The 26,662-nt window shown below is 35.4% G+C and carries 22 protein-coding genes; 7 read left to right on the forward strand and 15 right to left on the reverse strand.

Features of this window, described 5'->3' with window-relative positions; all coding sequences use genetic code 11:
* Positions 1-123: 123 nt before the first annotated feature.
* The 5 genes from JCM15579_RS12420 to JCM15579_RS12440 form a co-directional block, all read right to left on the reverse strand.
* The gene (locus tag JCM15579_RS12420; protein ID WP_054720593.1) at positions 124-759 is read right to left on the reverse strand and encodes a YgjV family protein; all 636 of its coding nucleotides are present in this window, start codon (positions 757-759) and stop codon (positions 124-126) included.
* A 109-nt stretch (positions 760-868) separates the two neighbouring features.
* Positions 869-2,071 (reverse strand): 6-phosphofructokinase, encoded by a 1,203-nt coding sequence (locus JCM15579_RS12425; RefSeq protein ID WP_054720596.1) that lies wholly within the window; start codon positions 2,069-2,071, stop codon positions 869-871.
* 163 nt (positions 2,072-2,234) lie between these two features.
* Positions 2,235-2,897, reverse strand: coding sequence for a DUF4159 domain-containing protein (locus JCM15579_RS12430; RefSeq protein WP_054720598.1), 663 nt, complete (start codon positions 2,895-2,897; stop codon positions 2,235-2,237).
* Position 2,898: 1 nt separating this feature from the next.
* Positions 2,899-3,600: a 16S rRNA (uracil(1498)-N(3))-methyltransferase gene (locus JCM15579_RS12435; protein ID WP_054720600.1), complete on the reverse strand. Its 702-nt coding sequence runs from the start codon at positions 3,598-3,600 to the stop codon at positions 2,899-2,901.
* A gap of 51 nt (positions 3,601-3,651) precedes the next feature.
* On the reverse strand, positions 3,652-4,845 hold the full coding sequence (locus tag JCM15579_RS12440) for a Pycsar system effector family protein (RefSeq protein WP_054720603.1): 1,194 nt from the start codon (positions 4,843-4,845) through the stop codon (positions 3,652-3,654).
* 173 nt (positions 4,846-5,018) lie between these two features.
* On the opposite strand from JCM15579_RS12440, the gene JCM15579_RS12445 reads away from it, so the two are divergent.
* The 4 genes from JCM15579_RS12445 (at position 5,019) to JCM15579_RS12455 (ending at position 12,079) form a co-directional block, all read left to right on the forward strand.
* Entirely contained in the window at positions 5,019-5,945 is a 927-nt protein-coding gene (locus tag JCM15579_RS12445; protein WP_083464664.1) for an SdiA-regulated domain-containing protein, read from the forward strand.
* Positions 5,946-5,989: 44 nt separating this feature from the next.
* Positions 5,990-9,592 (forward strand): BamA/TamA family outer membrane protein, encoded by a 3,603-nt coding sequence (locus tag JCM15579_RS12450; protein WP_054720606.1) that lies wholly within the window; start codon positions 5,990-5,992, stop codon positions 9,590-9,592.
* 124 nt (positions 9,593-9,716) lie between these two features.
* Positions 9,717-10,226 (forward strand): toprim domain-containing protein, encoded by a 510-nt coding sequence (locus JCM15579_RS21510; RefSeq protein WP_245625893.1) that lies wholly within the window; start codon positions 9,717-9,719, stop codon positions 10,224-10,226.
* 11 nt (positions 10,227-10,237) lie between these two features.
* Entirely contained in the window at positions 10,238-12,079 is a 1,842-nt protein-coding gene (locus JCM15579_RS12455; protein ID WP_245625894.1) for a type IA DNA topoisomerase, read from the forward strand.
* A gap of 56 nt (positions 12,080-12,135) precedes the next feature.
* Here the strand turns inward: JCM15579_RS12455 and JCM15579_RS12460 are convergent, their stop codons facing one another.
* From JCM15579_RS12460 to JCM15579_RS12480, 6 genes are all read right to left on the reverse strand, one after another.
* A complete protein-coding gene (locus tag JCM15579_RS12460) occupies positions 12,136-12,483 on the reverse strand; it encodes a SixA phosphatase family protein (protein ID WP_054720608.1) in 348 nt (115 codons plus the stop codon).
* Positions 12,484-12,494: 11 nt separating this feature from the next.
* Positions 12,495-12,632: a hypothetical protein gene (locus tag JCM15579_RS20265; RefSeq protein ID WP_157471458.1), complete on the reverse strand. Its 138-nt coding sequence runs from the start codon at positions 12,630-12,632 to the stop codon at positions 12,495-12,497.
* A gap of 17 nt (positions 12,633-12,649) precedes the next feature.
* Positions 12,650-14,770: a polyphosphate kinase 1 gene (gene ppk1, locus JCM15579_RS12465; protein WP_054720610.1), complete on the reverse strand. Its 2,121-nt coding sequence runs from the start codon at positions 14,768-14,770 to the stop codon at positions 12,650-12,652.
* A 179-nt stretch (positions 14,771-14,949) separates the two neighbouring features.
* Complete coding sequence (locus JCM15579_RS12470; protein ID WP_054720611.1) at positions 14,950-15,600, reverse strand: transposase; 651 nt, start codon at positions 15,598-15,600, stop codon at positions 14,950-14,952.
* 6 nt (positions 15,601-15,606) lie between these two features.
* Positions 15,607-16,059 (reverse strand): hypothetical protein, encoded by a 453-nt coding sequence (locus tag JCM15579_RS12475; protein ID WP_157471459.1) that lies wholly within the window; start codon positions 16,057-16,059, stop codon positions 15,607-15,609.
* A gap of 3 nt (positions 16,060-16,062) precedes the next feature.
* Positions 16,063-16,305: a putative signal transducing protein gene (locus JCM15579_RS12480; protein ID WP_054720615.1), complete on the reverse strand. Its 243-nt coding sequence runs from the start codon at positions 16,303-16,305 to the stop codon at positions 16,063-16,065.
* Between the two features lie 304 nt (positions 16,306-16,609).
* Here JCM15579_RS12480 and JCM15579_RS12485 point away from each other — a divergent pair, with 304 nt between their 5' ends.
* On the forward strand, positions 16,610-17,083 hold the full coding sequence (locus JCM15579_RS12485; protein WP_054720616.1) for a hypothetical protein: 474 nt from the start codon (positions 16,610-16,612) through the stop codon (positions 17,081-17,083).
* 452 nt (positions 17,084-17,535) lie between these two features.
* Positions 17,536-17,709, forward strand: coding sequence for a hypothetical protein (locus JCM15579_RS20270; RefSeq protein WP_157471460.1), 174 nt, complete (start codon positions 17,536-17,538; stop codon positions 17,707-17,709).
* Here JCM15579_RS20270 and JCM15579_RS12490 read toward each other — a convergent pair.
* From JCM15579_RS12490 to JCM15579_RS12500, 3 genes are all read right to left on the reverse strand, one after another.
* On the reverse strand, positions 17,706-18,434 hold the full coding sequence (locus tag JCM15579_RS12490; RefSeq protein WP_157471461.1) for a hypothetical protein: 729 nt from the start codon (positions 18,432-18,434) through the stop codon (positions 17,706-17,708). The two genes, JCM15579_RS20270 and JCM15579_RS12490, sit on opposite strands and share 4 nt — an antisense overlap.
* A gap of 50 nt (positions 18,435-18,484) precedes the next feature.
* Positions 18,485-19,900, reverse strand: coding sequence for a hypothetical protein (locus tag JCM15579_RS12495; protein WP_157471462.1), 1,416 nt, complete (start codon positions 19,898-19,900; stop codon positions 18,485-18,487).
* Between the two features lie 188 nt (positions 19,901-20,088).
* Positions 20,089-21,429 (reverse strand): nSTAND3 domain-containing NTPase, encoded by a 1,341-nt coding sequence (locus JCM15579_RS12500; RefSeq protein ID WP_054720623.1) that lies wholly within the window; start codon positions 21,427-21,429, stop codon positions 20,089-20,091.
* Positions 21,430-21,659: 230 nt separating this feature from the next.
* Between JCM15579_RS12500 and JCM15579_RS12505 the strand changes: the two genes are divergently transcribed.
* Entirely contained in the window at positions 21,660-21,857 is a 198-nt protein-coding gene (locus JCM15579_RS12505; RefSeq protein WP_054720624.1) for a YwbE family protein, read from the forward strand.
* Between the two features lie 317 nt (positions 21,858-22,174).
* Here JCM15579_RS12505 and JCM15579_RS12510 read toward each other — a convergent pair whose 3' ends face one another.
* A complete protein-coding gene (locus JCM15579_RS12510) occupies positions 22,175-26,647 on the reverse strand; it encodes a hypothetical protein (RefSeq protein WP_054720626.1) in 4,473 nt (1,490 codons plus the stop codon).
* Positions 26,648-26,662 lie beyond the last annotated feature (15 nt).

The raw sequence follows: 26,662 nt of genomic DNA on the forward strand, positions 1-26,662 counted from the left end.
AAAAAAAGTACTTCCTCAATTGGTTGAGGAGCTCGTTTTCCCAAAAAAGTACCTCCTCAATTGGCTGAGGAGCTCGTTTTCTCAAAAAAAGAAACTCCTCAATTGACTGAGGAGATTTCTGAATTAGTTTAAATTCTTTCGCATGATTGATTTGTTATCCTTACTGTCTGTTTCAAATCTCATTTTTTCCATGTATTTCAGCATTTGAGTAGAATAACAGTATACCGATTTGATATTGTGATCGCTTAAGGTTTGCTTTAAGCTTTTGTACAAATAGTCTCCAACTTTAAAATCTCTGTATTGAGGTAGCGCATAATCTAAGTCTATTCTTAGTTCGTTTTCTTCTTGTGTACCGATAAAAATTCCTGCCACGGCCATATTTCTCAATACGAAAATTCCCAGCTGTTTCTCTTTCTTTTCAAAATTAGGAAAGAAATGGCTTATGTCTTTTTTGTAGTAATCTAAAAAGTGTATAAGCAATTCATCGTTTTCTTTTATCTCAATTACTTTAAAATCTTCTTTGCGTACATACATCTTTTTCAAATTGTAAATGTTGGCACAAACAACTAAGAAATTCATGATTCCTACAGGTAATGATCCGATTAAAAATCCATAAGTTGAGAAGAGAATTGATCCTGCTAAATTGTACCATCGAAGTTTTATTATCGATGTCATTGTTAATGATACAAGTACAAGAACAGATGCAGCGTATCCAATCCATTCCAATACAGAAATGCCTAAAATGTTAAATTCTAACATAAGTGTTCGGTTTTAAATAAACAATAAATTAAATTGGGAATGGTTGTGAAAGTAGAAACCTTTCAGCACAATGCTGAAAGGTTTCTCAAATGTACAAAATTATGCGGAATTACAAACCTGTCATTAAAAACAATGGCTGAAGTTCAAAACTGTTATATTTTGGTCTTAATCTGTCTGTATTATAATATCGATCCACATCTACCAATTTTTTCGAGCTGGTAACAATGTCAATTGGTGCATTATCGTATCTGCCATTTCTCAAAGTGATTAAGCGTCCATGAATTCCTTTAATGATTAAATCTAAAGCCAAATTACCAAAGGCCATTGGAACTATTGAATCAATTGCATCCGGATCGCCACATCGTACCATGTAACCCAGTTTTTGATTGATTACATTAATTGGTTTGGAGTTATTGAACTTAGGAGATAAAATCTTCATCTGCTCAGAAACGCGATCACCAATTCCACCTAACTTTTTGTGTCCATAATCATCCATTGCATCATCCTGGAAAATCATTTCTTCGCCAGTAAAAGCAGCTCCTTCCGAAATCAGTACAACCGAGTATCTACTTGGGTTTGAAAATCGATCCTGAATCATTAGTTCAGTCAGACGTTCAATATCGAAATTGTATTCAGGAATTACACAACGGTTGGCTGCACCGGCTAAAGTAGGCAGAATCGCAGTAAATCCGGCATAACGACCAAATACTTCAAGAACCAATAAACGCTCGTGCGAACCTGCCGAAGTTCTTAAGCTGTGCGTAAGTGAAATGGTTCGGGTAATACAAGTACTAAATCCAATGCAGTAATCGGTTCCGGGAACATCATTGTCCATGGTTTTAGGAATAGCAATCACCTTAAAACCTTCCTGGTATAAGCGAACTCCATAACTTAAAGTATCATCACCTCCGATTGGAATTAAATAATCAATATTCAAGAAATCAAGATTGGCCAGAACTTCTTTCGTTAAATCATTAATATCCTGATCGTATTTGTCTTTTAAATGCGTAGGGACTCTTTCTCTAGGTGTTTTCGATGGGTTTACCCTGGAAGTATGTAGAAATGTTCCTCCTGTGCGTCCTACTTTATTTACTAACTCTTCGGTTAAAACTTCAAAGTTTTCACTATTATCGGCTTTTTCATCTCTTACGATATCAATCAGACCTCTCCAGCCTTTTCTAATACCGACTACTTTGTAGCCTTCTCTTAATGCTCTAATAGTAACGGCACGAATTGCAGGATTCAATCCGGGAACATCACCGCCACCTGTTAAGATGCCTATTATCCCTCTACACGAATTATTATTTTTCATAGCAATAAACTTTAGTGATTGATATCAAATGTAATACCATATCAATTTTAAAATGACTTTGGTATAAAATCACTATAAGTTATCATTTTGTTAATGAAAATTCAAAAATGAGTATGAAATATTAAGGTAGAATTGATAGGGAATCAGTTAATTAAGAATAAATCTAATTACTGAAAGCGAGAGAGATGATGTTAGCGCCCATTTTTAAGGCTTGCAAATGTTTTTCTTCCGTATCATTATGAACCGAAGTATCTTCCCATCCATCGCCTAAATCGGTTTCGTAAGTGTAAAAACAGACCAATCTTCCTTTGTAGAACAGACCAAACCCCTGAGGAGCTTTTCCATCGTGTTCGTGGATCTTAGGCAATCCGGTTGGAAATTCATAGACCTGATGATATATGGGATGAGAAAATGGCAGTTCAACAAGCTCTTCGTTTGGGAATACTTTTTTTATTTCTCTTCTGAAATAGGCATTCAATCCGTAATTGTCATCAACGTGCAAGAATCCACCAGCCATTAAATATTTTCTAAGATTAATAACTTCCTGATTACTTAGCACAATATTACCATGTCCTGTTAAGTGGATAAAAGGCAAGGAAAATATTTCCGGGCTACCAACTTCAACGGTTATCGGTTCTGCCTGAATGTTTGCAATGTGATTTTTATTGCAAAATTGAATTAGGTTTGGCAATGAGCCCGGATTTGCATACCAATCACCACCACCATTGTACTTAAGCAAACCAATACGTACCGTTGTATTTTGCGATTGCCCGCTAAAGCCAAATAGCAAGAAACATGTGAGGAGTATGTAGTGTTGAAATCTCATTTTAGTAATTAGCAAGACTTACTATATTGCAGGCAACAACTCCTGCAGTTTCGGTTCTTAAGCGACTTTCACCCAGAGAAATTTCCTGAAATCCATTTGCCTTAGCCAATTCAACCTCTTCAGGACTAAAGTCACCTTCAGGACCAATTAGTACCAAACATTTTGATTTGGGTTTGCATAGTTGCTTAAGGTGCGTCTTTTCTCCAGGATTACAATGAGCAATGAATTTATCACCATCGAAATCAGAAGTTACCAAATCAGCAAATTGGGTCAACTCGTTTAATTTAGGATGATAAGCTTTCAAAGATTGCTTCACCGCAGAAGTAATTACTTTAAAAAGTCTTTCGTGTTTTATTACTTTTCGTTCCGAATGAGAGCTCAAAAGAGGCGTAAACTCACTTGTACCTATTTCAGTACATTTTTCAAGAAACCATTCTGTTCTGTCGATATTCTTTGTAGGAGCCAAAGCCAGATGCAGCTCATAATCCAACTTGCCAAATTCTTCTTTTTTCTCAACGCATTCAACAGTACATCGTTTAGGATGCGCATCGATTATTTTAGCCGTGAATAATGTTCCTTTTCCATCAATCAAATGGATTTCATCATCTTCTTTTAATCTTAAAACTCGAACACAATGCTTCGACTCAACTTCATCAAGTTGATAATACTGATCTTTTATATCTGGCGTATAAAATAAATTCATATTAATCTGCGCTTATTAATTGGGCTGCAAATTTAGGCTTTGTTCATTTATTTACCACATTAATGGCTGATAAATAGCAGCAAGAATAAATGCGATAACTGATAAAATTAATCCATACATGAAAATTGTATAGGAAATTCTTAAAAAGCGATACTTCTTACCCAATACTTTTCCTAAATAGTATTGATCTTTAATCAAGCTATCATATAGTTCATCGTAATCGGTCATCATTCCTTTCAAGGCTCTTGAATAAATTCCTAAATCCATATCATGGAAGTTTCCAAAGAAAAGAAGATTCACTCTTTTTTGTTTTACATCCTCCTCGGAGAATTTACCATCTGTAACATTAGGACGTGTTGCCATAACCGAATAGGTGATGGTAACCAAACAGACGATCAGCAATATGATACAAGGAATAATGAAATGAGGAACATCCATTATGTTCTTAAAAATAAAGAAGATTGCCGATATAATGATTGAGTTAACAGAGATCATTAAATTGGCCTTACTGTCGGCAATCGAACTAAGATTAATTTGATTTCGGGCAGTAACCTTGAACATGGTTTCAATACCTCGCTGAGGCATTTTCAGTTTCATGTTCTGACTTTCTAATTTCTCAACTTTCTCATTTAATTTTCTCAGTTCTTTCTCGTGATATCCCTTGATTTTATCAACTACTTTTAGGTAGTTTTGTTCCTTCTTTTTTGCAAAAAGTTTTTTACCATACTTGGTTTTGTATTTGTGATTTTGCAAGAATATTAAGGTATTCTCCCAATATTCTTTTGGAGAAATTTCACGTTTGTATAGTGCTTGCTTTTCTTCGCGCAATTGCTCTGAGCTTTTCATGTAACTCTTCGAAGCCAAGTGATACAAATCAGCATCGCAGAGAGCATTACAAACCACATTTTCACATGGAGGATGAGGTATTTTTGTTTGAAGGATGGCCTGAGTAATCTGATCGATTTTTTCTTCCGGGTAATTTCTTGCTTCTAAAAAAACTCTGGCATTACGTGCACTAAGTTCTTCGTGATTTGCATAGTCTTCATAATATCCCGAATCGTGAAACCAAGCGGCTAATACGAGAATTTCTTTTTGCTCCTCGCTAAACTCTAATCCTTCACTAATTTTTAAGGAATGTTTAACTACATTCTGGGTATGCTCTAAATTGTGATAAGTATATATTGGTTTAATTGCATCTTCAATTAGCTTAGTAACGTATATTTCAGCCTCCTGGATTATATTCATAATTTGAATTTTTCAGTTTTTGAGATATTTTTTTTGATTGAATAAATATAATCATTAAACATGAAATCCTTCTGTTAAATGATTATAAATACCTCAATTGCCCTTTTTTTATTGGTATTTGAGGCTTATTTGTTAATTTTATGATTCCAATTATTTAAAGTTAGATTTTTCGTATGACAAAAATATTTCACACACTATTTTGCTTGCTGACTATTGTGTTTTTTCTTGAGGCATGTGCTAAAAAGAAAGATCAGAAAATGGTTTATTTATCGGAAAACTATGGAAATTTCCCTTATGATATTTATGAACCAGATGAAAAATATGAATTAAAAGACTATTTGAGAGAAATATCAGGTTTAAGTTATTTTACAGAGCATTCTCTTTTGTGTGTGAACGATGAGAAAGGAATTATCTATAAATTCAACCATAGGAAAAAAGAGGTAACAAAGAAATATGAATTTGATAAACCTGGAGATTATGAAGGTATTGAAATGGTGGATTCATTGGTGTATGTTTTGAGATCGGATGGTAGGATTTTTAAGGTAGATCACTTAAAGGATAACATTCATTCGGTAAAACGAACTACTCATTTGAATGCTGGAAATGATACCGAGGGTTTGGGATACGATCCTTCAACAAATTCATTGTTAATAGCCTGTAAAGGAAGTCCTGCGCATTCTAATAAATACAAAGGAAAGAGAGCTATTTATGAATTCTCGATAGACAAGAACGAATTGTCGAAAACACCCAAGTACTTGATTGATCAAGATCAAATTCGGAAAATATTGGAATTTGATTCTTATTCGAGATTTTCGGTTAAGCTTTTGGAAAATATTAATCCATCTCAGGGAGATCTCACATTTCAACCTTCAGCGATTGCAGTTCATCCCATTACCAAGAACTTGTATGTTCTAGGTTCTGTTGGTAAAATTTTGGTGGTGCTTAATCCCAAAGGTGATATCCAGGCAATTGTCAAGTTAAAACGTAAACTATTCCGTCAGCCTGAGGGAATTTGCTTCGCACCCGATGGAACCATGTTCATTTCAAATGAAGGGAAAGGAAGTAAAGGAAATATTTTAAAATATAGTTTCAAACAATAATTGAAATCCATTTTTCGTAATTGATTTTATAGAATCAAAAACTTATGAGAAAGATCAATCTACTTTTTAGCCTGTTATTTTTTGCAATTGCAGTTAGTGGGCAAAACAACGAAACTCCTAATGCAAATATATTAAAGCACTCTATCTTTTTTATTGGTGATGTTGGAGAAGCAAATATTGTAAATTCCAATATGCAAATGCTTAAATCACAATTAGCGGAGCAAAATAACAAGGCAACGCTTGTATTTCTGGGTAATAATATTTCTAAAGAATACGATAGGGAGGAAATTGAGGATATCCATTCAGGAGATCAAAATTTAATCAAGCTATTGGATTTGGCTAAGGAATTTAAAGGTGAAAGCATCTTTATTCCGGGAGAAAAGGAATGGGATCAAGGACGTAAGTATGGTTGGGATGCCGTTATGAATTTGGAAGCTTATATTGAGGATTATATTGGCAAAGGGGATGTGTTCTTACCATCAGGAGGATGTCCCGGACCTGTTGAAATAGAGATAGGAGAGGATATTGTTTTGCTTATAGTAGATTCACAATGGTGGCTTCATGCAGCAGATAAACCTGAGGCGGAATGTGGACTTGAGAACCCTTCCGATTTTTTGATTCTCTTGAGCGATGCTTTGAAAAGAAACAAAGACAAAAAAATTGTATTTGCTGCGCATCATCCAATTTATAGTGGAGGTAAGCATGCAGGAAACTTTCCTTTTGTAGGGCCAGTGGAATTGTACCGAAAATTTTTGGGAACATCCCAGGATTTTGCCTATCCATTCTACAAACAAATGAGATATATGGCCCGAAAGTTGGGAAGAGGGTATGAGAACGTGGTTACAGTGTCTGCTCATGATAATAGTTTGCAATTTACAGAAAAGGACAGTTCATTTTTTGTGGTTTCAGGTTCTGGAAGTGTGGCGGAATATGTATCTGAGAAGAAAATGGATGTTGCTTTGCGAGAAATTGGTTTTACCAGGTTGAATTTCTATTCCAATGATGAAGTGTGGTTGGAAATGTGGTCGGTTGGAAAAAATGGAACCGATGAGCCACATCTTGCTTTCCAGCATAAATTATTTACCAAATCAACTCCAAGCAAGGAAGATTTGGCGGAAAAATACAAGGATCTAAACTTTGCAGATAGCACTATTACCATTGCAGCAAGTGATTTATATTCCACCGATAATAAGTCGAAAAGGAATTGGTTAGGGAACAACTATCGTAAGGAATGGGAAACACCTATTGAGGTTCCGGTTTTTGATATTGGAACGGAAAAAGGTGGGTTGAAAATCTTAAAGAGAGGTGGCGGACAGCAAACCCGCTCCTTAAGATTGGAGGCGAAAAATGGCAAACAATATGTGCTAAGGTCAGTTGAAAAATATACGGAGAAAGCAATCCCAGCTGCACTAAGGGGCACATTTGCCGCTCAAATTGTTCAGGATGGTATTTCAGAATCATATCCTTATGCAGCTATAGCAGTACCTAAACTGGCTGAAACAGCAGGTGTTTACCACACCAATCCAAAAATTGTTTATGTGCCAGATGATCCACGTTTTGGGATCTACCAGGAAGATTTTAAGAACGAACTGTATTTGTTTGAAGAGCGCCCGAATGATGACATGTCGGATGCGGATAACTTTGGCAATACCAAGGATGTTATTGGAACGGATAAGCTTATTGAAAAAAGATTTAAGAATTCTGACCTGGTAATTGATGAATCTGCCGTTTTACGCGCAAGGTTGTTTGATATCTTCCTGAATGATTGGGACAGGCATGATGATCAGTGGCGTTGGGCTACTTTTAAGAAAGATGGTAAAACCATTGCAAGACCAATTCCTCGCGATCGAGACCAGGTATTCTTCTATAGTGATGGAAAAATTCCTTGGTTGATCAGAAGAAAATGGGCAATGCCTAAATTCCAGGTTTTCGATTCAATACCGGAAAATGTGGTTGGTTTAGGTTTTAATGCTCGATACTTTGATCGAAATTTCCTTCAATCTAAAAACAAACAGGATTGGATTGAAATGGCTAATGAACTAAAGCAAAGCCTCACAGACGAAAGCATAGAAAACGCAATAAAGGATCTACCCAAAGAGGTTTATGCTATTTCAGCTGATGATATTGTGTCAAAATTGAAATCAAGAAGAGATCTTTTACCAGAATTGGCTGTTGAATTTTACAACTATTTGGCGCAAAAGGTTGATGTTGTTGGAACAAATGAAACAGAGAATTTTGATGCAGAGTGGGATGAAGATGGAAACCTACGTGTAAAAGTTCGCCGTTTGAGTAAAAAAGGAAATAAGAAAGAAAAACTTTACGATCGAAAATTCATGAAAGGCGAAACCAAAGAGGTGTGTATTTATGGATTAGGAGGTAAAGACGAATTTGATATCGACGGAAAATATTCGAAAGGCGTTAAGTTAAGAATTGTAGGAGGAACTGGAAAGGATAAGTTCAAAATTGATAGTACACGCAAATCCAATGTGGTAGTTTACGATAAGTCCAAAACCAAAGTTAAAGGAAATGGCAACTTTCAAAATCGTTTATCGAAAAATAAGAGCGTGAATGTTTACGACCGAAAATCATTTAAGTATGATATTGTAAGTCCGGCAGCCAATTTAAACTATGTAAGCGATGATGGGTTGATTCTAGGAGCAGGATTTAATGTTAAGAAGCAGAGTTTCAGAAAAGAGCCTTATGGTTCTTTCCATAAATTTTTGGTGAATTATGCATTCATGTATCCATCCGTAGAGGTAAAATATGATGGAGAAATTATTAATGTGTTTAAGACTTTAGATTTGTTACCCAAAATTCGTTATAATACCCCAAATTTTCAGGGATACTATTTCGGTCTTGGAAATGAAACAAATAATTTAGCTCAGGATGATGATTATAACAGGGTACGTGTTGGAAGATTTGCACTTGCTATGCAGTTGAGGAAAAAGATTGAGGCGAATCAGAGTGTTACTTTTGGACCATTTTACGAACAGTTGGAATTAAAGGCAACTCCTAATCGATTTGTAACCGATTTTAGTAATCCAGATAATGATTTGGATCTGTCAACCGATTTTAATACGAGAAAATATTTGGGGATAAATATCACACATGAATGGGATACAAGAGACAGTAAAGTGATTCCTGTTCGGGGAATGTATTGGAAAAATTCATGGAGCTTTTACAGAGGCTTAGAGAAAAATGATCATAACTTCCAAAAAATGGAAACCGATTTGCGATTCTATACAAGTTTGGGGAGGCCACAAAGAAGTATTTTGGCAGTTCGATTTGGAGCAGCTCACAATACAAGTGGATATTCTTTTTATCAGGCAAATAAACTGGGATTAAAATCAAACTTAAGAGGGTATCGACAAGGTCGATTTGCTGGTGACGATATGGTTTACCAGAATACTGATTTTAGATTCCGATTGGCCAAATTTAAATCATACTTTATGGTTGGAGAGTTAGGCTTGTTGGCATTTAATGATTTTGGCAGGGTTTGGCTTGATGGTGAGAGTTCTAGAAAATGGCATCATGGATATGGTGGAGGTTTTTGGATGTCGCCCTTTAAATTAATGGTATTAACTGCTAATTTTGGCATGTCGGAAGAAGAAAACATTTTCTCTCTAGAGTTTAAATATATGTTCTAATTACGAACTACTTTATAAGAATATGAAACTAGCATGTAAATTTTAATCTTTAAAAATTACACAAAAGGTAATGATTAAAATTTCTTGAGAGTTACATGTGACACTGAAAAAAAAAATTAAACACATGAAAGTTTGTATTGCGGAGAAACCTAGTGTAGCGCGTGAAATTGCCTTAATTTTAGGGGCGAAATCAAAAAGGGATGGTTATTACGAAGGGAATGGCTATCAGATATCCTGGACTTTTGGGCATCTGTGCACTTTGAAAGAACCGCACGAATACGACTTGAATTGGAAATATTGGCACATGAACGATTTGCCTTTAATTCCTCCTCGTTTTGGAATTAGGGTAATTCCCGATACAGGCGTTCAAAAACAGTTCGACATTCTGGAGAAATTGATTTCCAATGCTGAAGAGGTAATCAATTGCGGTGATGCCGGCCAGGAAGGAGAGGTAATTCAGCGTTGGGTTTTGCACAAAGCAAAATGCAATGTTCCGGTTAAACGTTTATGGATTTCTTCACTTACGGAAGAAGCTATTCGTGAGGGGTTTGAGAACTTGAGAGAAGGGAGTGATTTTGATCGTTTGTATGCAGCGGGTTCACAAGAGCCATTGGGGACTGGCTTTTGGGGATAAATGCTACCCGATTGTATACGTTGAAGTATGCTGGAGGAAAATCAGTTTTGTCAATTGGTAGGGTACAAACACCTACTTTGGCTTTGATTGTAAATCGTCAAAAGGAAATAGAAAATTTTGTACCGCAAACTTACTGGGAACTTAAAACGGTTTATCGTGAGGTGAGTTTTGCCGTTACCAGAGGACGATTTGATAATAAGGAAGAAGGTGTTGCATTTCTTGATCAGATTAAATCTGAACCATTTGAAATTATTTCGGTGGAGAAAAAGAGTGGAAAGGAACAGCCACCACGTTTGTATGATTTGACTTCTTTGCAGGTAGATTGCAACCGAAAATTCAATTTGTCGGCCGAAGAAACCTTGAGAATCATTCAAACTTTGTATGAGAAAAAGCTGACCACCTATCCAAGGGTTGATACAACCTATCTTTCGGATGATATCTACAAAAAGATTCCTGATATTTTAAAGAAGTTAACGCCTTATAAAGAATTTGTTGATCCTCTTTTGAAGACGAAAATCAGGAAATCGAAAAAGGTATTCGATGATAAAAAAGTTACCGATCACCATGCGATTATTCCAACCGGGGTTATTCCTTCTGGTTTGCGATATGAAGAAAAGCAGGTGTATGATTTGGTTACAAAACGATTTATTTCGGTTTTTTATCCAGATTGTAAGGTGAGTAACACCACGGTAATGGGTAAGGTTACCAATATTGAATTTAAGGCAACAGGAAAACAGATTGTTGAACCTGGCTGGAGAGTTTTGTATGCCAAAGATAGTAATGTTGGAGAGGGCGTGATCTTGCCTGCTTTTGTGAAAGGGGAAACAGGAGAACATCAGCCTGATTTGGCTGAGAAACAGACTCAACCTCCGAAGTATTATTCCGAGGCAACCTTATTGCGTGCCATGGAAACAGCAGGAAAACAGGTTGATGATGATGAGCTGAGAGAGTTGATGAAAGAAAACGGTATTGGTCGACCTTCAACTCGTGCAAATATTATTGAGACTCTGTTTAAGCGCAGATACATTAAGAAAGAAAAAAAGAGATTGGTTGCTACCATTACTGGTGTGCAATTGATTGATACCATACAAAATGAGTTGCTGAAGTCGGCAGAACTTACTGGGCAGTGGGAGAAGAAACTTCGTGAAATTGAGTTGGGAAATTTTGAAGTCAACCAATTCATGGCAGAGCTGAAAAATATGGTTGTTGGTATTGTTTGGGATGTAAAATCCAGAAAGAATATCAATGCCATTGAAGTAATTGATGAGGCGAAAGAAAAAGAGGAAAAGAAAACCGAAGTCAAAAGTAAAAAAGAAGCTCCAGTTGATTTAACATGTCCTAAATGTAAAGAAGGTAAGATTATAAAAGGCAAATCGGTTTGGGGATGTACCAATTGGAAGAATGGTTGTGAGATTAGAATTCCATTCGAATTTGGTGGCAAGAAATTAACCGATAAGCAAGTTGAAGCATTGGTGCTAAAAGGTAAAACCCCTAAAATTAAGGGATTCGTTGTGGATGGCAACAAAATCAATGGCAACCTGGTTCTGGATCCTGATTTTAGCTTGAGTATTCTTGAAGAGGAAAAAGAAGTTCTGACTTGTCCTGTATGTAAATCGGGTACTTTGCTAAAAGGGAATGCAGCATTTGGTTGCTCCAACTACAAGAGCGGCTGCAGGTTTATTGTACCATTTGTATTTATGGAGAAAAGTCTGAGCGAAGCACAGATAAAATCCTTGGTAAAGCAGCAGAAAACAGGCCTTATTAAAGGTTTTGTCGATCCACAAACACAAGAGAAAGTGAATGGAAAATTGATTTTGGATAACCAGGGAAAAATCATTTTCGGAAAACAGTAAGGACATGCCATGACATGTCCAACAATGTGGGATATAAGACACGCCATGGCGTGTCTCTACTTGTATTTTTTGGGGAATTCATACAAGCAAACTTTTCCAGATCTTGCTTCTATATCCTTCCAATCATCAACATCGAATTCAATGCCTATCGCCGTACAGGTTGGAACATATTCATAAAATTCAACACTTAAGTTGAAAGCCAGGTATTCGATGCTTGGGTTGTGCCCAAAAATCATTGCCGATTCGTTCTCATTGCCATATTGGTCAAGCATTCCTAAAAATTCTTGAGTGGTAAATCCATCATACAGTTCATCCAACTGCACGATTGATTCTTGTTGATAATCCAAAATATCGGCAAACAATTGAGCGGTTTGAATGGCTCTGTTTGCCGTACTGGATATCATTAAATCGGGTTTTATTTTTTTAGCAGTAACTTGTTGGCAATTAGGTTTGAATCGTTGATTCCTCTTTCTTTCAAATTTCTTTGAAAATCAGTGATGTCGTATCTTATTACTTCTGTTTTGGCATGTCGTACCAGAAATAAACGTTTCATAGTGTTGGGATTTTAGGTTACTGTGTTTTTGTTCTATTCTTTACCGATTCTTTTTCTTTAAATGTCTTTTCCTTTTCTTTTAGGAATTCTGCAATGGCAATTTGGGATCTCACTTTGGGTTCTCCATCCAATCTTTCAACAGGAATATTATCCAAATTACAGTTTAGGTACCTGGCACTTACATTGTCTGCCAACTGCAGCTTTATAATGTGAATGATTTCTTTTTTAATATCTGCATTATGAATTGGGAATGCACATTCAATTCTGCGTTGCAGGTTACGATTCATCCAATCAGCCGAAGAAAGGTAAAGCAACTCCTTTCCATTGTTGTGGAAATAGAATACCCTTGCATGTTCTAAAAATTGATCGACAATTCGAATAATTCGGATGTTTTTAGAGTAAGACTGTTCTGGTTTTAGGCAACAGATCCCACGAAGTATCAGATCGATTTTTACACCTTTTTCGCTGGCTTCGTAAAGTTTATGAATCATTTCACGTTCTTGCAGACCATTCATTTTTAAAAGAATGTAGCCTTTTTTGCCGTTCTTTACATTTTCAATTTCCTGATCGATAAGTCGAATCAACTCTCGTTTTAAATTGAACTGCCCCACTAATAATTTGTTGAATGTGTAGCCAGGAGTTTTATTTTCCAAATAATCGAATAGCTGTTTCAACTCCTGAATCATAACCTTATCGGAAGTCATGAATCCATGATCGGCATATATTCTTGCAGTTTTCTCGTTGAAATTACCAGTACTTAAGAAGGCATAATCTCTCTTGTCATCCTTACGGATTACCAAGGCAATTTTCGCATGAACTTTAAGTCCTGGTATGCTGTAAATAATCTTGATGCCTGCTTTTCGCATTTCGCGTGCCGAACGTAGGTTGGCTTCCTCGTCGAAACGGGCTTTAACCTCAACAAAAACCGTTACTTTTTTGCCATTGTGAGCCGCATTAATCAGCGCATTCACCACAGCCGAATTATCGGCAACACGATATTGAGTTGCTTTAATTTCTTCCACCTTAGGATCTAAGGCTGCCTCGTTCAAGAAACGGATAACATACTTGTACGATTGATATGGAAAATGCAGAATTCGATCTTTCTTGCGAATGGTTCTAAAGATAGATTTGGTTTCTCCTTTTAATTCCTCAACATTTAGCGGATGATAGGGTTCCAATTCTAAATCAGGATACTTAGGGTTTGGAAAGCCAAAGAAATCCTGAAAGTTGTGATACCTTCCACCTTTTACCATATCGTTGGGTAGCAAGTCGAAGGAGCCTTTAAGAAATCTAAGAAATCCTTTTGGAATTGATTCATCATATAGGAATCGGGAAGGAGAACCTGTTTCTCTTTTCTTCAGACTTCGTTCTATCATATCAATTAAATCGCCCGAATATTCATCCTCAATCAATAAATCGGCATCGCGACTTAGTTTAAAACTAAAGCTTGAATCAATTTTATATCCTGGGAACAGCATCTTCATTCTTAGCTTTACGATATCATCCAGAAACATGATGAAATGCTTTCCATCTATTTCAGGTAACTCTATAAACCTCGGAAAATGATGACATGGCACTTTAATGATTGCATAACGAGCTCTGCGTTTTTTACTTGTGCCATCATCTTCCTCCTTTTTTTGTCCTCTTTTATACAGTTTAACTGCCAGGTAAATGGAGTTGTTTTGAAGAAAAGGTTTTACCTGCTGCTTTAACAGTAGCATTGGCTGTGCATGAGGCAAAAGGTTCTCCAAAAAGAAATCTTTTACAAACTGATGATGTTCTTCGCACAATATTTCGTCCTGTAACAGAATGATATTATTCTCGCGAAGCTCAGGGATGATATTGTCTCTAAATATCTTTCCAAACTCAATTTGCTGACGATCTACCTCGGCATTAATTTTCTTGAGAATTGTATCCGGATTTTCTCTTAAGTTCTTTTTGTCCTCTGGAGGAAGTTCAGTAAACCTCTTGTAAGTTCCCACTCGCACACGGTAAAACTCATCGAGATTTGAAGAATAAATCGCGAGAAATTTAATTCTCTCGTATAATGGTAAGTCTGGATTTGTGGCAACTTCCAACACTCTTTTATTGAAAGATAACCAACTTAAATCACGGTTAAGGAATTGATATTTTGACATGTATTGAAATTGCTAATTGTAAAAATCTATGACATTAAAAATAATCAATTTTTGGTTCTTTTGATTAGGAATTGAGGAAGGATTAGGGGATTTTTTCCTTGTATGTTGAAATTAATTTTTAGCTAGAGACAAGGCAATGCCTTGTCTGTACTTTGGATAAACAGAACGAATAATAGGAGTTATTCGAAATATTTATCGTCCTTCCAGTTTTTTGGATTGAATTCGATATAATTGCGAATTCGCTGCAATTCCTTTTGATCTTTTATGATGTGGTCGTAAAATCGAGAATGCCATTCGAATTTGGGGTTGATTTTGTGGGCATCAAATGTAACGCGCCCCTTGTACCAACGAATTATTTTTGAAATATTATTCGATCTCATTGGATTTTTATCTGTAGAGAAAGGATTAAATTTATTGTCTTTTGAACAGACGGCATGAATGCCGTCTCTACCAATACCCTTCGCATACAAACCTTTATCGTTTGTTTGATCATTTTCCGTACAGACAGCATTTATGCTGTCTCTATCATGATTTTTCTTATTACAAACATTATACGGATCATCAATCACCAAAATGCCATGAATATGATTGGGCATCACAATGAATTCATCAAGATGCACATATGGGAAGTGATTAGGGATTTCGTGCCAATAGTTATCAGCCAATTCGCCAATGGCATTCAAATGCATTTTTTCTTCAGTGATTTTTCCGAAGAAATGCTCATTTTCGCAGGTGCAAATTGGTATGAAATATTTGCCATTGCTACCATAATCCCAATTTTGCAATCGGGTAGAATCAATTCTGTATTTGTCTTGGAATTTGGCAGACATTCTAGCTTAAAGGTAGATCAAATGTACATCAGCATCTTTTAAAGTTTGAACCAACTTGCCTGAATAACGATCTTTAGCGCAGCCAATTTTATGGATGGTATTGGTATTTAAGTGAATGCTGATTCGCAAAGAATCAGCCATTTCATTAATGGTAGCTTCTTTAATGTCCTGTGGTGCAAACTCAATGAGGTTAATTTTTCGAGCTGCTAAATATTTGATCACGGAAAGTGTTCCAAGAAGAATTGCTATAAGTCCAATTATAATCGAAGCAATGCTAATGCTCGATTCTCCAGTAGTATCATAAATGTTGAAAGCACTACTTACTGTAACCAAGACCATTGCAATTGTACTTAGTAATGCGGCCTTTGGATTGGTATGAAATGTGATTTTTTCATGATCGAACAGCAAATCACCATCCATGATTCGCTGTCCGTAAATTTTTGTCATTAGCGAGTTCATATTCTACTCGGTCTTGTTTGCAAGAAACTCCTCGATAATGGGTTTTGCGCTTTCTAAATCGCCACTCGATATGCAAAGCTTTACTGCACCAGCAGTACCTCCAGAATGGTGAGGAGCAATGATTCCTGTATAACCATCCTTAATAAAGCTATTGATTTTATGATCTTCCAAAATTGTCTTTAGCATTTCAACTTCCCATGAAAGACCTGTGTATACTTCTATCAATGTGTTTTCTGTATTGCTCATATATGTTTCATTTTTTATGTGGTCATATAAAGATAGTTTTATTGAAGGAAAATGCAAATGAATTGAACGTAAAGCATAGGTAATTTGAGAGGGTAGAGGTAATTTATGTTTTCAAGTGTTTTAAAATATGGGTTTGTAGATAAGTTATTTGTGTTTTTTAAACTAATCGATATAAAATTAAGTGTTAATTAATGTTAAAAATAATGAAGCACATAATATTTGTCAAGTGTTTAGAGTTTATGTTTTGTGAGTTTATTTGTGGTAATCGATTGATGTAACTTAACTAATCAAAAAGAAAACAAAAATGGAAAACAAAGTTTCATTCGTGTTAAGCGAAGAAGAAAACACACAAATAATGGATGCATTAAATGTGTTGACTTCAGTTTTAGAACCTAAACTGACCCATTTATCGGCTACTGATAAAAAGGAGCTGCCGAAAATGGGAGATAAAACAGTAGCCTTTGTTGAAAAATCATTGGAGTATGCAGAACAGTATCCCAATTACATTCCAAGTTTTATTGATATTGACGAGGCTAAAATTGATTTGCAAAGTGTAAGAAAATTACGCCAACTGTTCCTGCCCCTGGAAAGAATTACCAATGGAGTTGATTCTACCATAACATTGGCAGGTAGCGAGGCGTTTAGTTCCTCTCTTTCTATTTATAAAGTGCTTAAAAATGCTGCGGTAATGGGACAATCCGGAGCAAGCGAAGCTGCTGCTGATTTGGGAAGTCGTTTTCCTGGTAAAAAGAAAACGAATGCCGAAACAGCAGAATAAATAGATTTAATAATCCTTTTCGATTACCACAACTTTACGAACCCGGACCTTATGGTTCGGGTTTATTCGTTAATAATGAGATGTTATTCTTGCTCTGGAGGCTATATCAACTGAACAGATAATTTTCCTATTCAAAGAAGGAAACATCCTTGTTTGAGAGGGATTCATCCTTCCTGAACAAGGCATGATGCTATAAAAGGAGGCAAGTGTCCTGGTTATTTTTGGAAACATGCTTCTTGGGCAAGCAAACTTCCTTTTCCAATAAACAAACTTGCCTTTTTGAGATGCAGTAATGCCTATTTAGTAAGGATGTCTCCCTGTTCTTCTTCCAGGCTTGCTATAAAAAGAAGGAATATGGCATTATCAATAGGCAATCTCTCTTGTACAACAAGCATCATCGCAATTTGATATGGCATGTTTGCCTATTTTAGAATGATGCTGTTTGTTTGGTTATGGATAGATCCATAGCACATCCATTTGATTCGGATTATATGTCAAGCATCTCCAAGATGCTTGACATGTTTCCTGGAATGGCTTGTAAGATACATGATATTGCCTTGGATTTGCGATTTAATAATAGAGGAGATAGGGTAGAGACGGCATTGGTGCCGTCTTTACAATATTAAGACGAAATGTATTTTTGTTGCCTTTCAAAATCTCCTCTTCTTAGCCCTGATTCAATTCGTTCATTAATGTACTTTTTGATTGGAATTAGTTTTATTCCTAGCTTCGCTTTTTCGACAATTGTTAGTATGTTTCTCCATTGAGTAGCATCAATGTCTCCAATTATAGCATCGCCATGGTATGTTCCTCCTGTACCACACCAATAAATTTGTGAAAAGAGTTCAGCATCTTGATTAAGTGAAACGTGTTGAATCAATATTTTTTCAAAATCACTTTTCATGTTGTGTCTTGCAATATCTACAATGGCATTCATTCTATCTCTGTTATTAAAATTTTTAGCAGCATACTTAAATAAAAACTGAGAAGCCTTATTTATAGAAGGAGCTTGTAAGTTTTTAAAAAATATATTGCAGAAATGTTTTCTGAAATAAAATGTTGGATCATTATCTATAGCATAATCAAAACTTTGAACTAATCGATCTTGGATGTTTTCATATTCCCAAATGAAGTTGAGGTTTAGCTCCTTTTCCTTTAATGATTCACTTTTTGTTTTGAATAAATGTGAAATGTAACGAGTAAGAAAGCTATAGTCTTTCTGTATGATTCTTTTAAGACAATCATTTTTATAGTCGATATGAGGATCGAGAGATATTTGTTGTAGATATATTTTTTCAATAAAATCTAAATTATCTTCTATTTTATCTAAATGCTCTTCGAAAAATGTCATCCAAACAGTTACTTTGAATTCTTCAGAAAGGTTTTTTTCATGGATCTGTACTAACATTTTTGAAATAATGAGTCGTCAAATTTTAAATATCTATCGAGACCATCAAAATCTATAGTCAATTGAGTGTTTATATTGCTGGTTGTTGTCAGTATGCTATTTATATATTTAGGTTCTATTAGTTTACTATCTAGGTGTTTGTAGAAATTAAATTCCCAAGACTCTTTTAGCTCATAATTTCTACTTTGAATTATTTGAAATAGTTTATCAGCCTTTTTTTTCTCATTCAATTGAAAACGAAATACATTCCAAGGCTTGAATTGAATTTTGTTGTTGTCCTTGATGATATGGTTTAAAACTTGACAGCCTATTTCAAAACTTCTATTACAATTCTCATCAATAATATAATCCAATGAACGATTATAGTAGTACTCCTTTTTCATCTGTTTCTTTAAATAAGAGTATTGTTCTAAAAAAGTATAAATGTCGTTTTTGTTTTTGAAAATGAATGAATTTCTAATTTCAGTTTCTTTCAATTTTTCGTACTCACTATGATCTTCAAAATCATAACACTCTCTATCTCTGTGTCTATCCCAATCTATAATGCAATACGTATCATATATTGGATTTGTGAATAAAGATTTAAAGTTTTTGAATGAGGCATGATCAATTGATTTACGCTGATTCCATCTGATTAATTTTTGAACAAATAAACAATGCTCAAAAAGTTTATAATTAAGGTGGTTGTAAATAATTTGAACAATGAAGTCAAGATCAAACTCCATTAAATCTTTATTTATATCAAGTGTAATTGAAAAATAATCTTTTAATGCGTCAAATGCTTTCTCAGGAAAATGCTTGAAATGCGAATCCAAATTAACCCAGATTTTTTCTCGGAACTTTTGAATTTGTGAATTATTTGGAATAGGGTAATTGTAAAATATAATGGAATTCTTTCTTCCTCCTTTTGTTTGTCTATAGTTGAAATCTAAAAAGCTCTTTGCTAATTCGAAAAATGTAATACTGATTAAGTAATCTCCTTCATTTAAACCTTTAGTCAGATAGCTAAATAACTTTTCTTGCCTTATAAAATCTGAATAATAATCATCTTTATCGAAACTGAACTCTTTTCTTATTAGATAAATAAGTTTTGGAAGGTAAGTAGGGAATCGTCTTACATATTCAAAACCTAACTCAAGAGCATCATCTAATTGTTCAATCGGAAATTTGAATAAATTTCCTGCTAATTCTATTATATCGTTATTTGGATATGAATATTGATTGTCTTCATAAGTTACATCATATGACGGGTGTTCAACAATCGATTTAGTAGAAATATAGGAATATATAAATTCTAGAGATTCATCAAGAAGGTAAAACCAAAAAGAGTGTAAAAGGTTTAATGCTTCTTCATTATTGTTTTTTATTTGGTGGTAGTAAGATTTTAAATCGGGCTTTAATTTTTGCATTATTTTCTTGGGGCCAAACATGTTATTAGTAGATATAATGCAATCTTTAAATCGATCTTTATTTTTTGAGTAGAAGTGTGATAATAATACAGTGAAAGAAAGATATTTTTCCTTTATGAAAGCTTTATAGAAGAAAAACGAAGAAAGGTTCTGTTCAGGAATTTTAACATGCTTATATTGAATTTCTACTAATTCATTTTTTCAAGATTGTTTATGCAGTTAATAAAGGTATTGTAATCAAGTTCAAATTTAGATAGTATAGGTATTAGAGTTTCTTTGTTTTTGTATGGCAAGGAGTAGAAAAATGAAATTATACCAAGACACTTAATGTTGTCATGGTTGTCAATATTCTTTTCATCTTTTAGAATAGAGACGAAATATGTTTCAAATAGTTCACTCACATCATTCAATGCAGCAATTTTCTGTTTTTCTTTTGCAAGTATGGATGTCATAATTGCTAATCTGGGATTTCCATCTGCTATGGAGAGTATTGGTTGTTGGTAATCAGGATTTAATATTTCAAAAGATTTAGATTCAATAATATCTTTGATTTGATCATCTGTAAATTTATTAACGGTAATTTGTTTTGGAATAAATTCTTGACAAAGATGTTTGACTTGGTCAAAAGCATAATCACGAACAGTTATCACGATTTTTAGTTTTCCATTTCTAGGGCTTTCATAGAAGCCGCTAATTTGTCTGAATCGATCTATTCTGTTTGCATCATCAACAAATAATATATAGTCTTTATCTTCTTGTATTTGATGATATAGTTCATTTAGAAGAGTATCGCCTTTATATGAAATGCAATAACAAGAAAAAGATGAATGATTATTAAGAAATAATTTAATTGTTTCTATTGCTAGTTTAGTTTTTCCAACGCCAGCAGCACCCGTTAAGATTACAAAGTCGCATGAATTTATAGCATCCGTTAGGTTTTTAACTTCATTTTCTCTGTGAAGAAATTCATTATCTAAAGGTGTTGCAATTCCCTTTGAAGCCCTATTGTAGCTGTGAACGAATCTATCTAAAGTTAGAATTTGACCAGTGTCATAGGGAAGATCAAAGTATTCTGAGGCTATATCTTTGTGATGGAAATTAATTTCTAGAGCCAAGGAATCTAATGTGTGAATTGTTAATTCAATATAAGTATTCTTTACTAAGTTATTGAGTTGTTCTATTTCGTGGTTCTTAAGGTTGAAATTGATACAAAGAACAATTTCTTTTATTTTTTTCAAGGGTATTGATGTTTTCTCATGGTCAAGACATTTTTGGACATCATCTATTAGTTTAGATAAACCTTTTGAAATGTTTGTTGAATGTTCGATCATCATATAATTACCACAAGGTAATAGCAAAAGTGAATCTGGAGTTCCAACAGTTGATTTTTGCTTACCACTTTGGCTACCTATTCTTGAAAAAGCCCTATAATTTTTATTTTGCCTTAGAAGGAAACTGTCACAAAGTTCTTGAAAAACAACATCGTTTATACTCTCTAAACCTTTTTCAATAAGCTGTAGCCTAGTCATATTCTCGTATTTATAAATGAGATACTAATTTAACTTTAGTTTATGATAAAACAAAGTCTGTACAAATTATAGAACTAAGAATTGTTGTGAGATGCATGGTAATGTTTTGGGTTTACATTTGTCTAGGTAAGCTTATGCGATAGTTTGTTTTATAATTGGAAGCGAAATAATATGATAATCCAATAAAAACCACCTACATTTGCAATAGGGACTATTAAAAAACCAAGATTATGAATGAAGGAAATAAAAGGGAGAATGTAAAACCTGGTTTAAAGGTTAAAATTGTTTTGAAAGAAGATCAGCGAAGTGGAAAATTAACAGAAGGCATTGTGAAAGATTTGCTGACCAATTCGGCTGTGCATCCACATGGCATTAAGGTACGATTGGAAAATGGGCAAGTAGGACGTGTGAAGGAGATTGTGAAATAGCCTAACCACAAATTTTGACCGTAAAGTCTAACCACTAAGGCCACTAAGGTTTTTCACAAAGACCACGAAGAATAATTAGATTTAGACACTAAATAATAACGCCACATTCTAATAGAGTGTGGCGTTATTTTTAATTATAAATCATAGAATTGCAAAAATCTAGCATAAATGCTGGTTCTGCGATCAATCATTCTTAATCTAAATCTTTTTATCCTTTACGAAACTTAGTGGATACCTTTGAGCATCCTTTGTGGTTAAGCTTTTGTTTTCACTTTGTGTTCCTTTGTGAAACCACTTCGTTTACCTTCGTGGTTAAATTACTTGAAATTCATGCGCTTCAAGAACTTCGTCTTTTTAGAGCGTTGAGTAATGATGTAGGAATAAGGATTCTTTTTCAATGGATCTTTAAACTCACGTTTGTCTTCTTTGGTTTCGGTAACAATGGTGTTGAACTCGTCATTCGACGATCGCACAAACATTACCCCATGATGGTATTCGAAGAAATACCAGGTTGATTTATCGATTTCAAGATAAATGGTAAGTTTATTCCCACTTCGTTTTTTGTCGAGCTCAACCTTTCCTTTTACGCTCTTGTTAATTTGCTTGCCGTTGATGTTTCCAATTCCAATATCACCAATCGATTGGTAGGCTTTGGTTTCCTTGTCCCAAATAAAATCGAGGTTGTTGAAGTAAATGGTATGCTTCAATTCCTTAGGTAATTCTTTGTATAAGCCATTGGCATCGCGTGTAAACATTGCTTTTTCGGCCTTGGCTTTGCCCATGATTTCGGCAATTTTTTTGGTGTAATTCTGTTTGTTGAGTTTGCTGATTGGTAAACTCGCTTTTGCAAAATCATTTTCCATGATTTTCATGGCCTGATCATTCATAAAGAAATCCACACCATAGATAAGATCCAGGGTAACGATATCGCTGCTTAAATCGTGCTCGATATTACCCGAAGCCACTTGCTTAATTTGCCCCAATTCAGCACCCAGATCTACTTTACCTTCTCCTTTGATATTGCAGTTGTTCTGATAGAAGGAAATCATGCTACCTTGTACATTCGGATCTCTTAACTTGTCTTTTTCTGCAATTTGGTAGGCCTGTAGCTTTTCGTTGTAGGTAAGATATCCCTTGGCATCAAGCAAAACATTATCGGTATAGAAAATTCTTCGCGACAGGAATGACGAATAGATGTGAATCGAATCGTTGGTCAGGAAGAATGAGTTGTACAGTTTTAGCCTGTCATCATCTATTGCATGAAGATCGACAGGAATCAATATCTCATTTGGATCGATTTTCGATTTAAAATTCAACCAATTGTCTTCAATCTGTCCGCACTTGTTGTGTATGTGTGCCTGACCATCGAAGAACAGGGCAGAATCTCTGGCTTCCAGCTTCACTTTCCCTTTGTAATCAAAATAAGGACTTAGGGTAAAAGCTTTTTCTTCCGGGATATTTCCCAAGGCAATGGTCTGGCCCGTAGAGTCCACATCAATCACATCGAAAGTGAGCAATTGTTCTTTGTTATCCGCAGTTTTGTAGGTGTACGAACCCGATCCTGAATAGGAGTTTTTACCGTGTACATTAATGGTGGCATCGTAAATTCTGTGGAATTGGTTGATGGTATCAGCAATTACTTCGGCATTTCTGAAAGTTTCCATTCTACCGCCTTTTGCAATGTCCACATTCCCGCTATCCGGATAAAGTTTGGCATCGGCAACGTTTATGCTTTTTACGAACTTGGCCGAAATGGTATTGTCCATGGCATCGTACCTGGCAAGTGGAGTTACAAAGCTCAGCGAATCTTGTTTCGGATCGATGGAAACAAATGTATTGAGTGATTTTTCATCCAAATCGCCAATTTTGCCTCCTTGCCAAAGTGCTGCAAGAGTAGCTTCATCTTCTTTTCCAAAATCGATAATTTGCTCGTCCATATACCATTTAAAACTGTTGATATAGCTTAAGTATCGATTATCGGGGAATATACTTTTTTTGTCGGCCTTGGTGTTGTCAAAAGCTCCTGTTCGGCTTACAAAATCGATGTTTGCATTAACAGATTCGGTTTCGAACGAATATCCGGTTGAATCGGCATTTAAGATTTTAAAACTTGCCGAATCAGCCAAAATGTTATTCCGATTGTAGGTGAAATAATCCGATTCAATTTCGGCATTTACCAGCTCCATATTTCCCATACCGGTGATGCCGTTTGGTGTAATTTTAAGCGTTCCCGATAAGGTTGCTAGTTTTTGGTACATGTCGAGCGGCAAGGCGCTACTTTTCACATACATTTCATCTTTGTAGGGAAACCACTGAACGTATATCTGCTTCCCGTTTATTTCCGGGTTATTCATTTTGGTATCGTGTTCCTTCAGTTCGAAACTCTCGGCATTGGTATGCATTTCTTCAGGTCTGAAGATAAAATCATTTGATTTGGTTTCGGATACCAAATAGTTTACCGTACCACTCCCTCTTAAACCTTGATTCGAAAGGAAAACCGTATCGGTAAAAACACCTTTGTTGTAGGCCGAAAATCCTTTTTCAGGCGTAATGTGTTCAAAACCCAGCGAGTTGTCTTCGCGAATGGTTAAAGGTTCTCTAAAGGTTGGGAAAATGCTATCGGAAACGAAGGTTCCTGCGAATTCTATATCTGAACGATCAAAATTGTTGATGTTTGTAATGGTGTAAGGATCCACCTTAAAGTAGAATTCATCCCGTTTGTAAACACCATCCTGAATGTGTGGTTTGTCGTAATAAACGTAACTGGAATCAACACTATTGAAAATCGGGTAGTCAGCAAAATTTTTGTTTCCTGATTTGTTGTTCGGATCGTCAATCAGTAGATCTCCGGATATGTTCTCCACTACACTCCCCAGCAAATTGGTGTATCGCTTCCCAAACTTACTTAAGGAATCGACTACCACATTCATTTGCAGTGAATCGATGGATTTTAGGTCAATCTTAAAGTTATCGTAGGAAAAATCGAAACCTTCACCATGAAGATCGATCAATCCTGCCATTAATCTGCCATCGAATTCAAAGTCACGATTCTTTTTCAATACAATTCGGCGATGCTTCGGGAAAATTACCACGTTTTGTGAATCACTCACCGCAATTTGTCGCACGCCATTAATCTGTAGGTTCGAACTACCAATAAAATAAATGGCATCCGATTCTTTGTCCCCGGTTTGTGTGGCAAACTGAATTACATCATAATCCTGGCGTCCCATTCCACTCCTAATGTAGTCGTCCAGTCGTTTTTGCAGGCTCACTTCATCGGTACTCATGTTGTAGCTCACAAAGCCTTGGAACGATAAGGAAAAGAGCTGTTGTCGAACCTGGTTTAAAGGTTTTTTAATGTAATTGGCGTATTCTTCAGCAGTGAAAGTTTCTACATACATGTAGTCAGCAAACTTTCTAAGCAGCACCAGTGGGTTTTGTTCATCCATTCCCTGTATTTGCATGAATCGGTTCATACGAAAATAGTTAGTAGACTCGAAGTGTGCCTGACGTTTGGTAGCACCTTTCATGCTGGTAAAATGCATCATGTTTTCATCCAAACGCCAAACCAGCAAACCAAAATCCATAATCAGGTTGTGGTAGTTGTTGAAATATGGACTTTTTGAAATGCCTTCGTGATCGCGGAACAGGTTTAATTCTTTTTTTTCTGGAAAATATTTAAACAATAAACCAGGGTGATAGATTCTACATGTATCAATTAAGATCTCGATTTTGGTATCCTTACCAGCAATTTGATTGTTTTGGAATGCAAAGTGTTCCGATTGAGCCACAAGGAACAGGGTATCGTTTCTCGAGATTTGAATCTCAGAAGGGTGTTCAGAACTTCCTTTCCCGATAAATTTTGCTCCATGAATTGCAACTCCTCCTTTGTAGTTTACGTGTTCGTATATCTCGTCGATTTTAATTTCATGTTCGAAGGATTCAAATCGAGGATAAAGGGCTCCTTTTGGATCTTTGGTCTTGATTGCCTTCTCAATCAAACTCCCGTTAAGCGCATGGTCTGATAAATCAGGATTGAAATATTGAACTGTATCGATGGCAAATGTTGATTTTGAAGCATCGATATGGTAGGAATCGAAGATTGCGTATTCTGTATTGATGTCTTTACCAGCTCGTTCCCAACTAATTTTTCCTTTGTTCCCTTTCCACATTTTTTCGAACGGGAAGTAGGTTCCTTGGGTATTGTAAATGGTTGAAGTATCTCTTTGTGCGATACAAAGCAAATCGGCTTTATCGAATTCAATACTTAATTTTTCATCAAATATGTATTTGAACTGAGCATTTTTTGCTTTCCACTCTACTGCATACGATTTGTTAATGATGCTGTCATTCAGTAGGTGTTGAGTTTGGATAAGAAAATCTTTGCTTTTGCTCAGTTTTACTTTTTTATTGCTTACATGTTGCAAAAAACCAGAATGCCAGTTGACGAAGTCACTTGCACTTCTGTTTTGCTGTTGAAACAGCATTAAGGTTTGAAAGTAGTTGTAAAAGTCAGGAAAAGATCTTGCTCTTTTTTGTAAGAGAATATCGCTGATTTGATATATTTTTTGTCTTTCGACTGATGTTAAATTAGGCGATAACCAAAATGTTGGAAATTGCTCGACAAATGCCTTACTTTCCTTTTTTTTACTTGGGTTATCCATAAATTTCAGGAACTCTTCCTGGAATTGAATGGAATCGTGAGGAAATGATTTTATAGACTGTCCAAATAAGTTGAACGAACAAAAAAAAGCAGTTATAAGTAGTAGAGAACGAAGATTTATAGTCATAGGTTTTTGTTTTTG

This window comes from Marinifilum fragile JCM 15579 (assembly GCF_001310955.1).
GTDB lineage: Bacteria > Bacteroidota > Bacteroidia > Bacteroidales > Marinifilaceae > Marinifilum > Marinifilum fragile.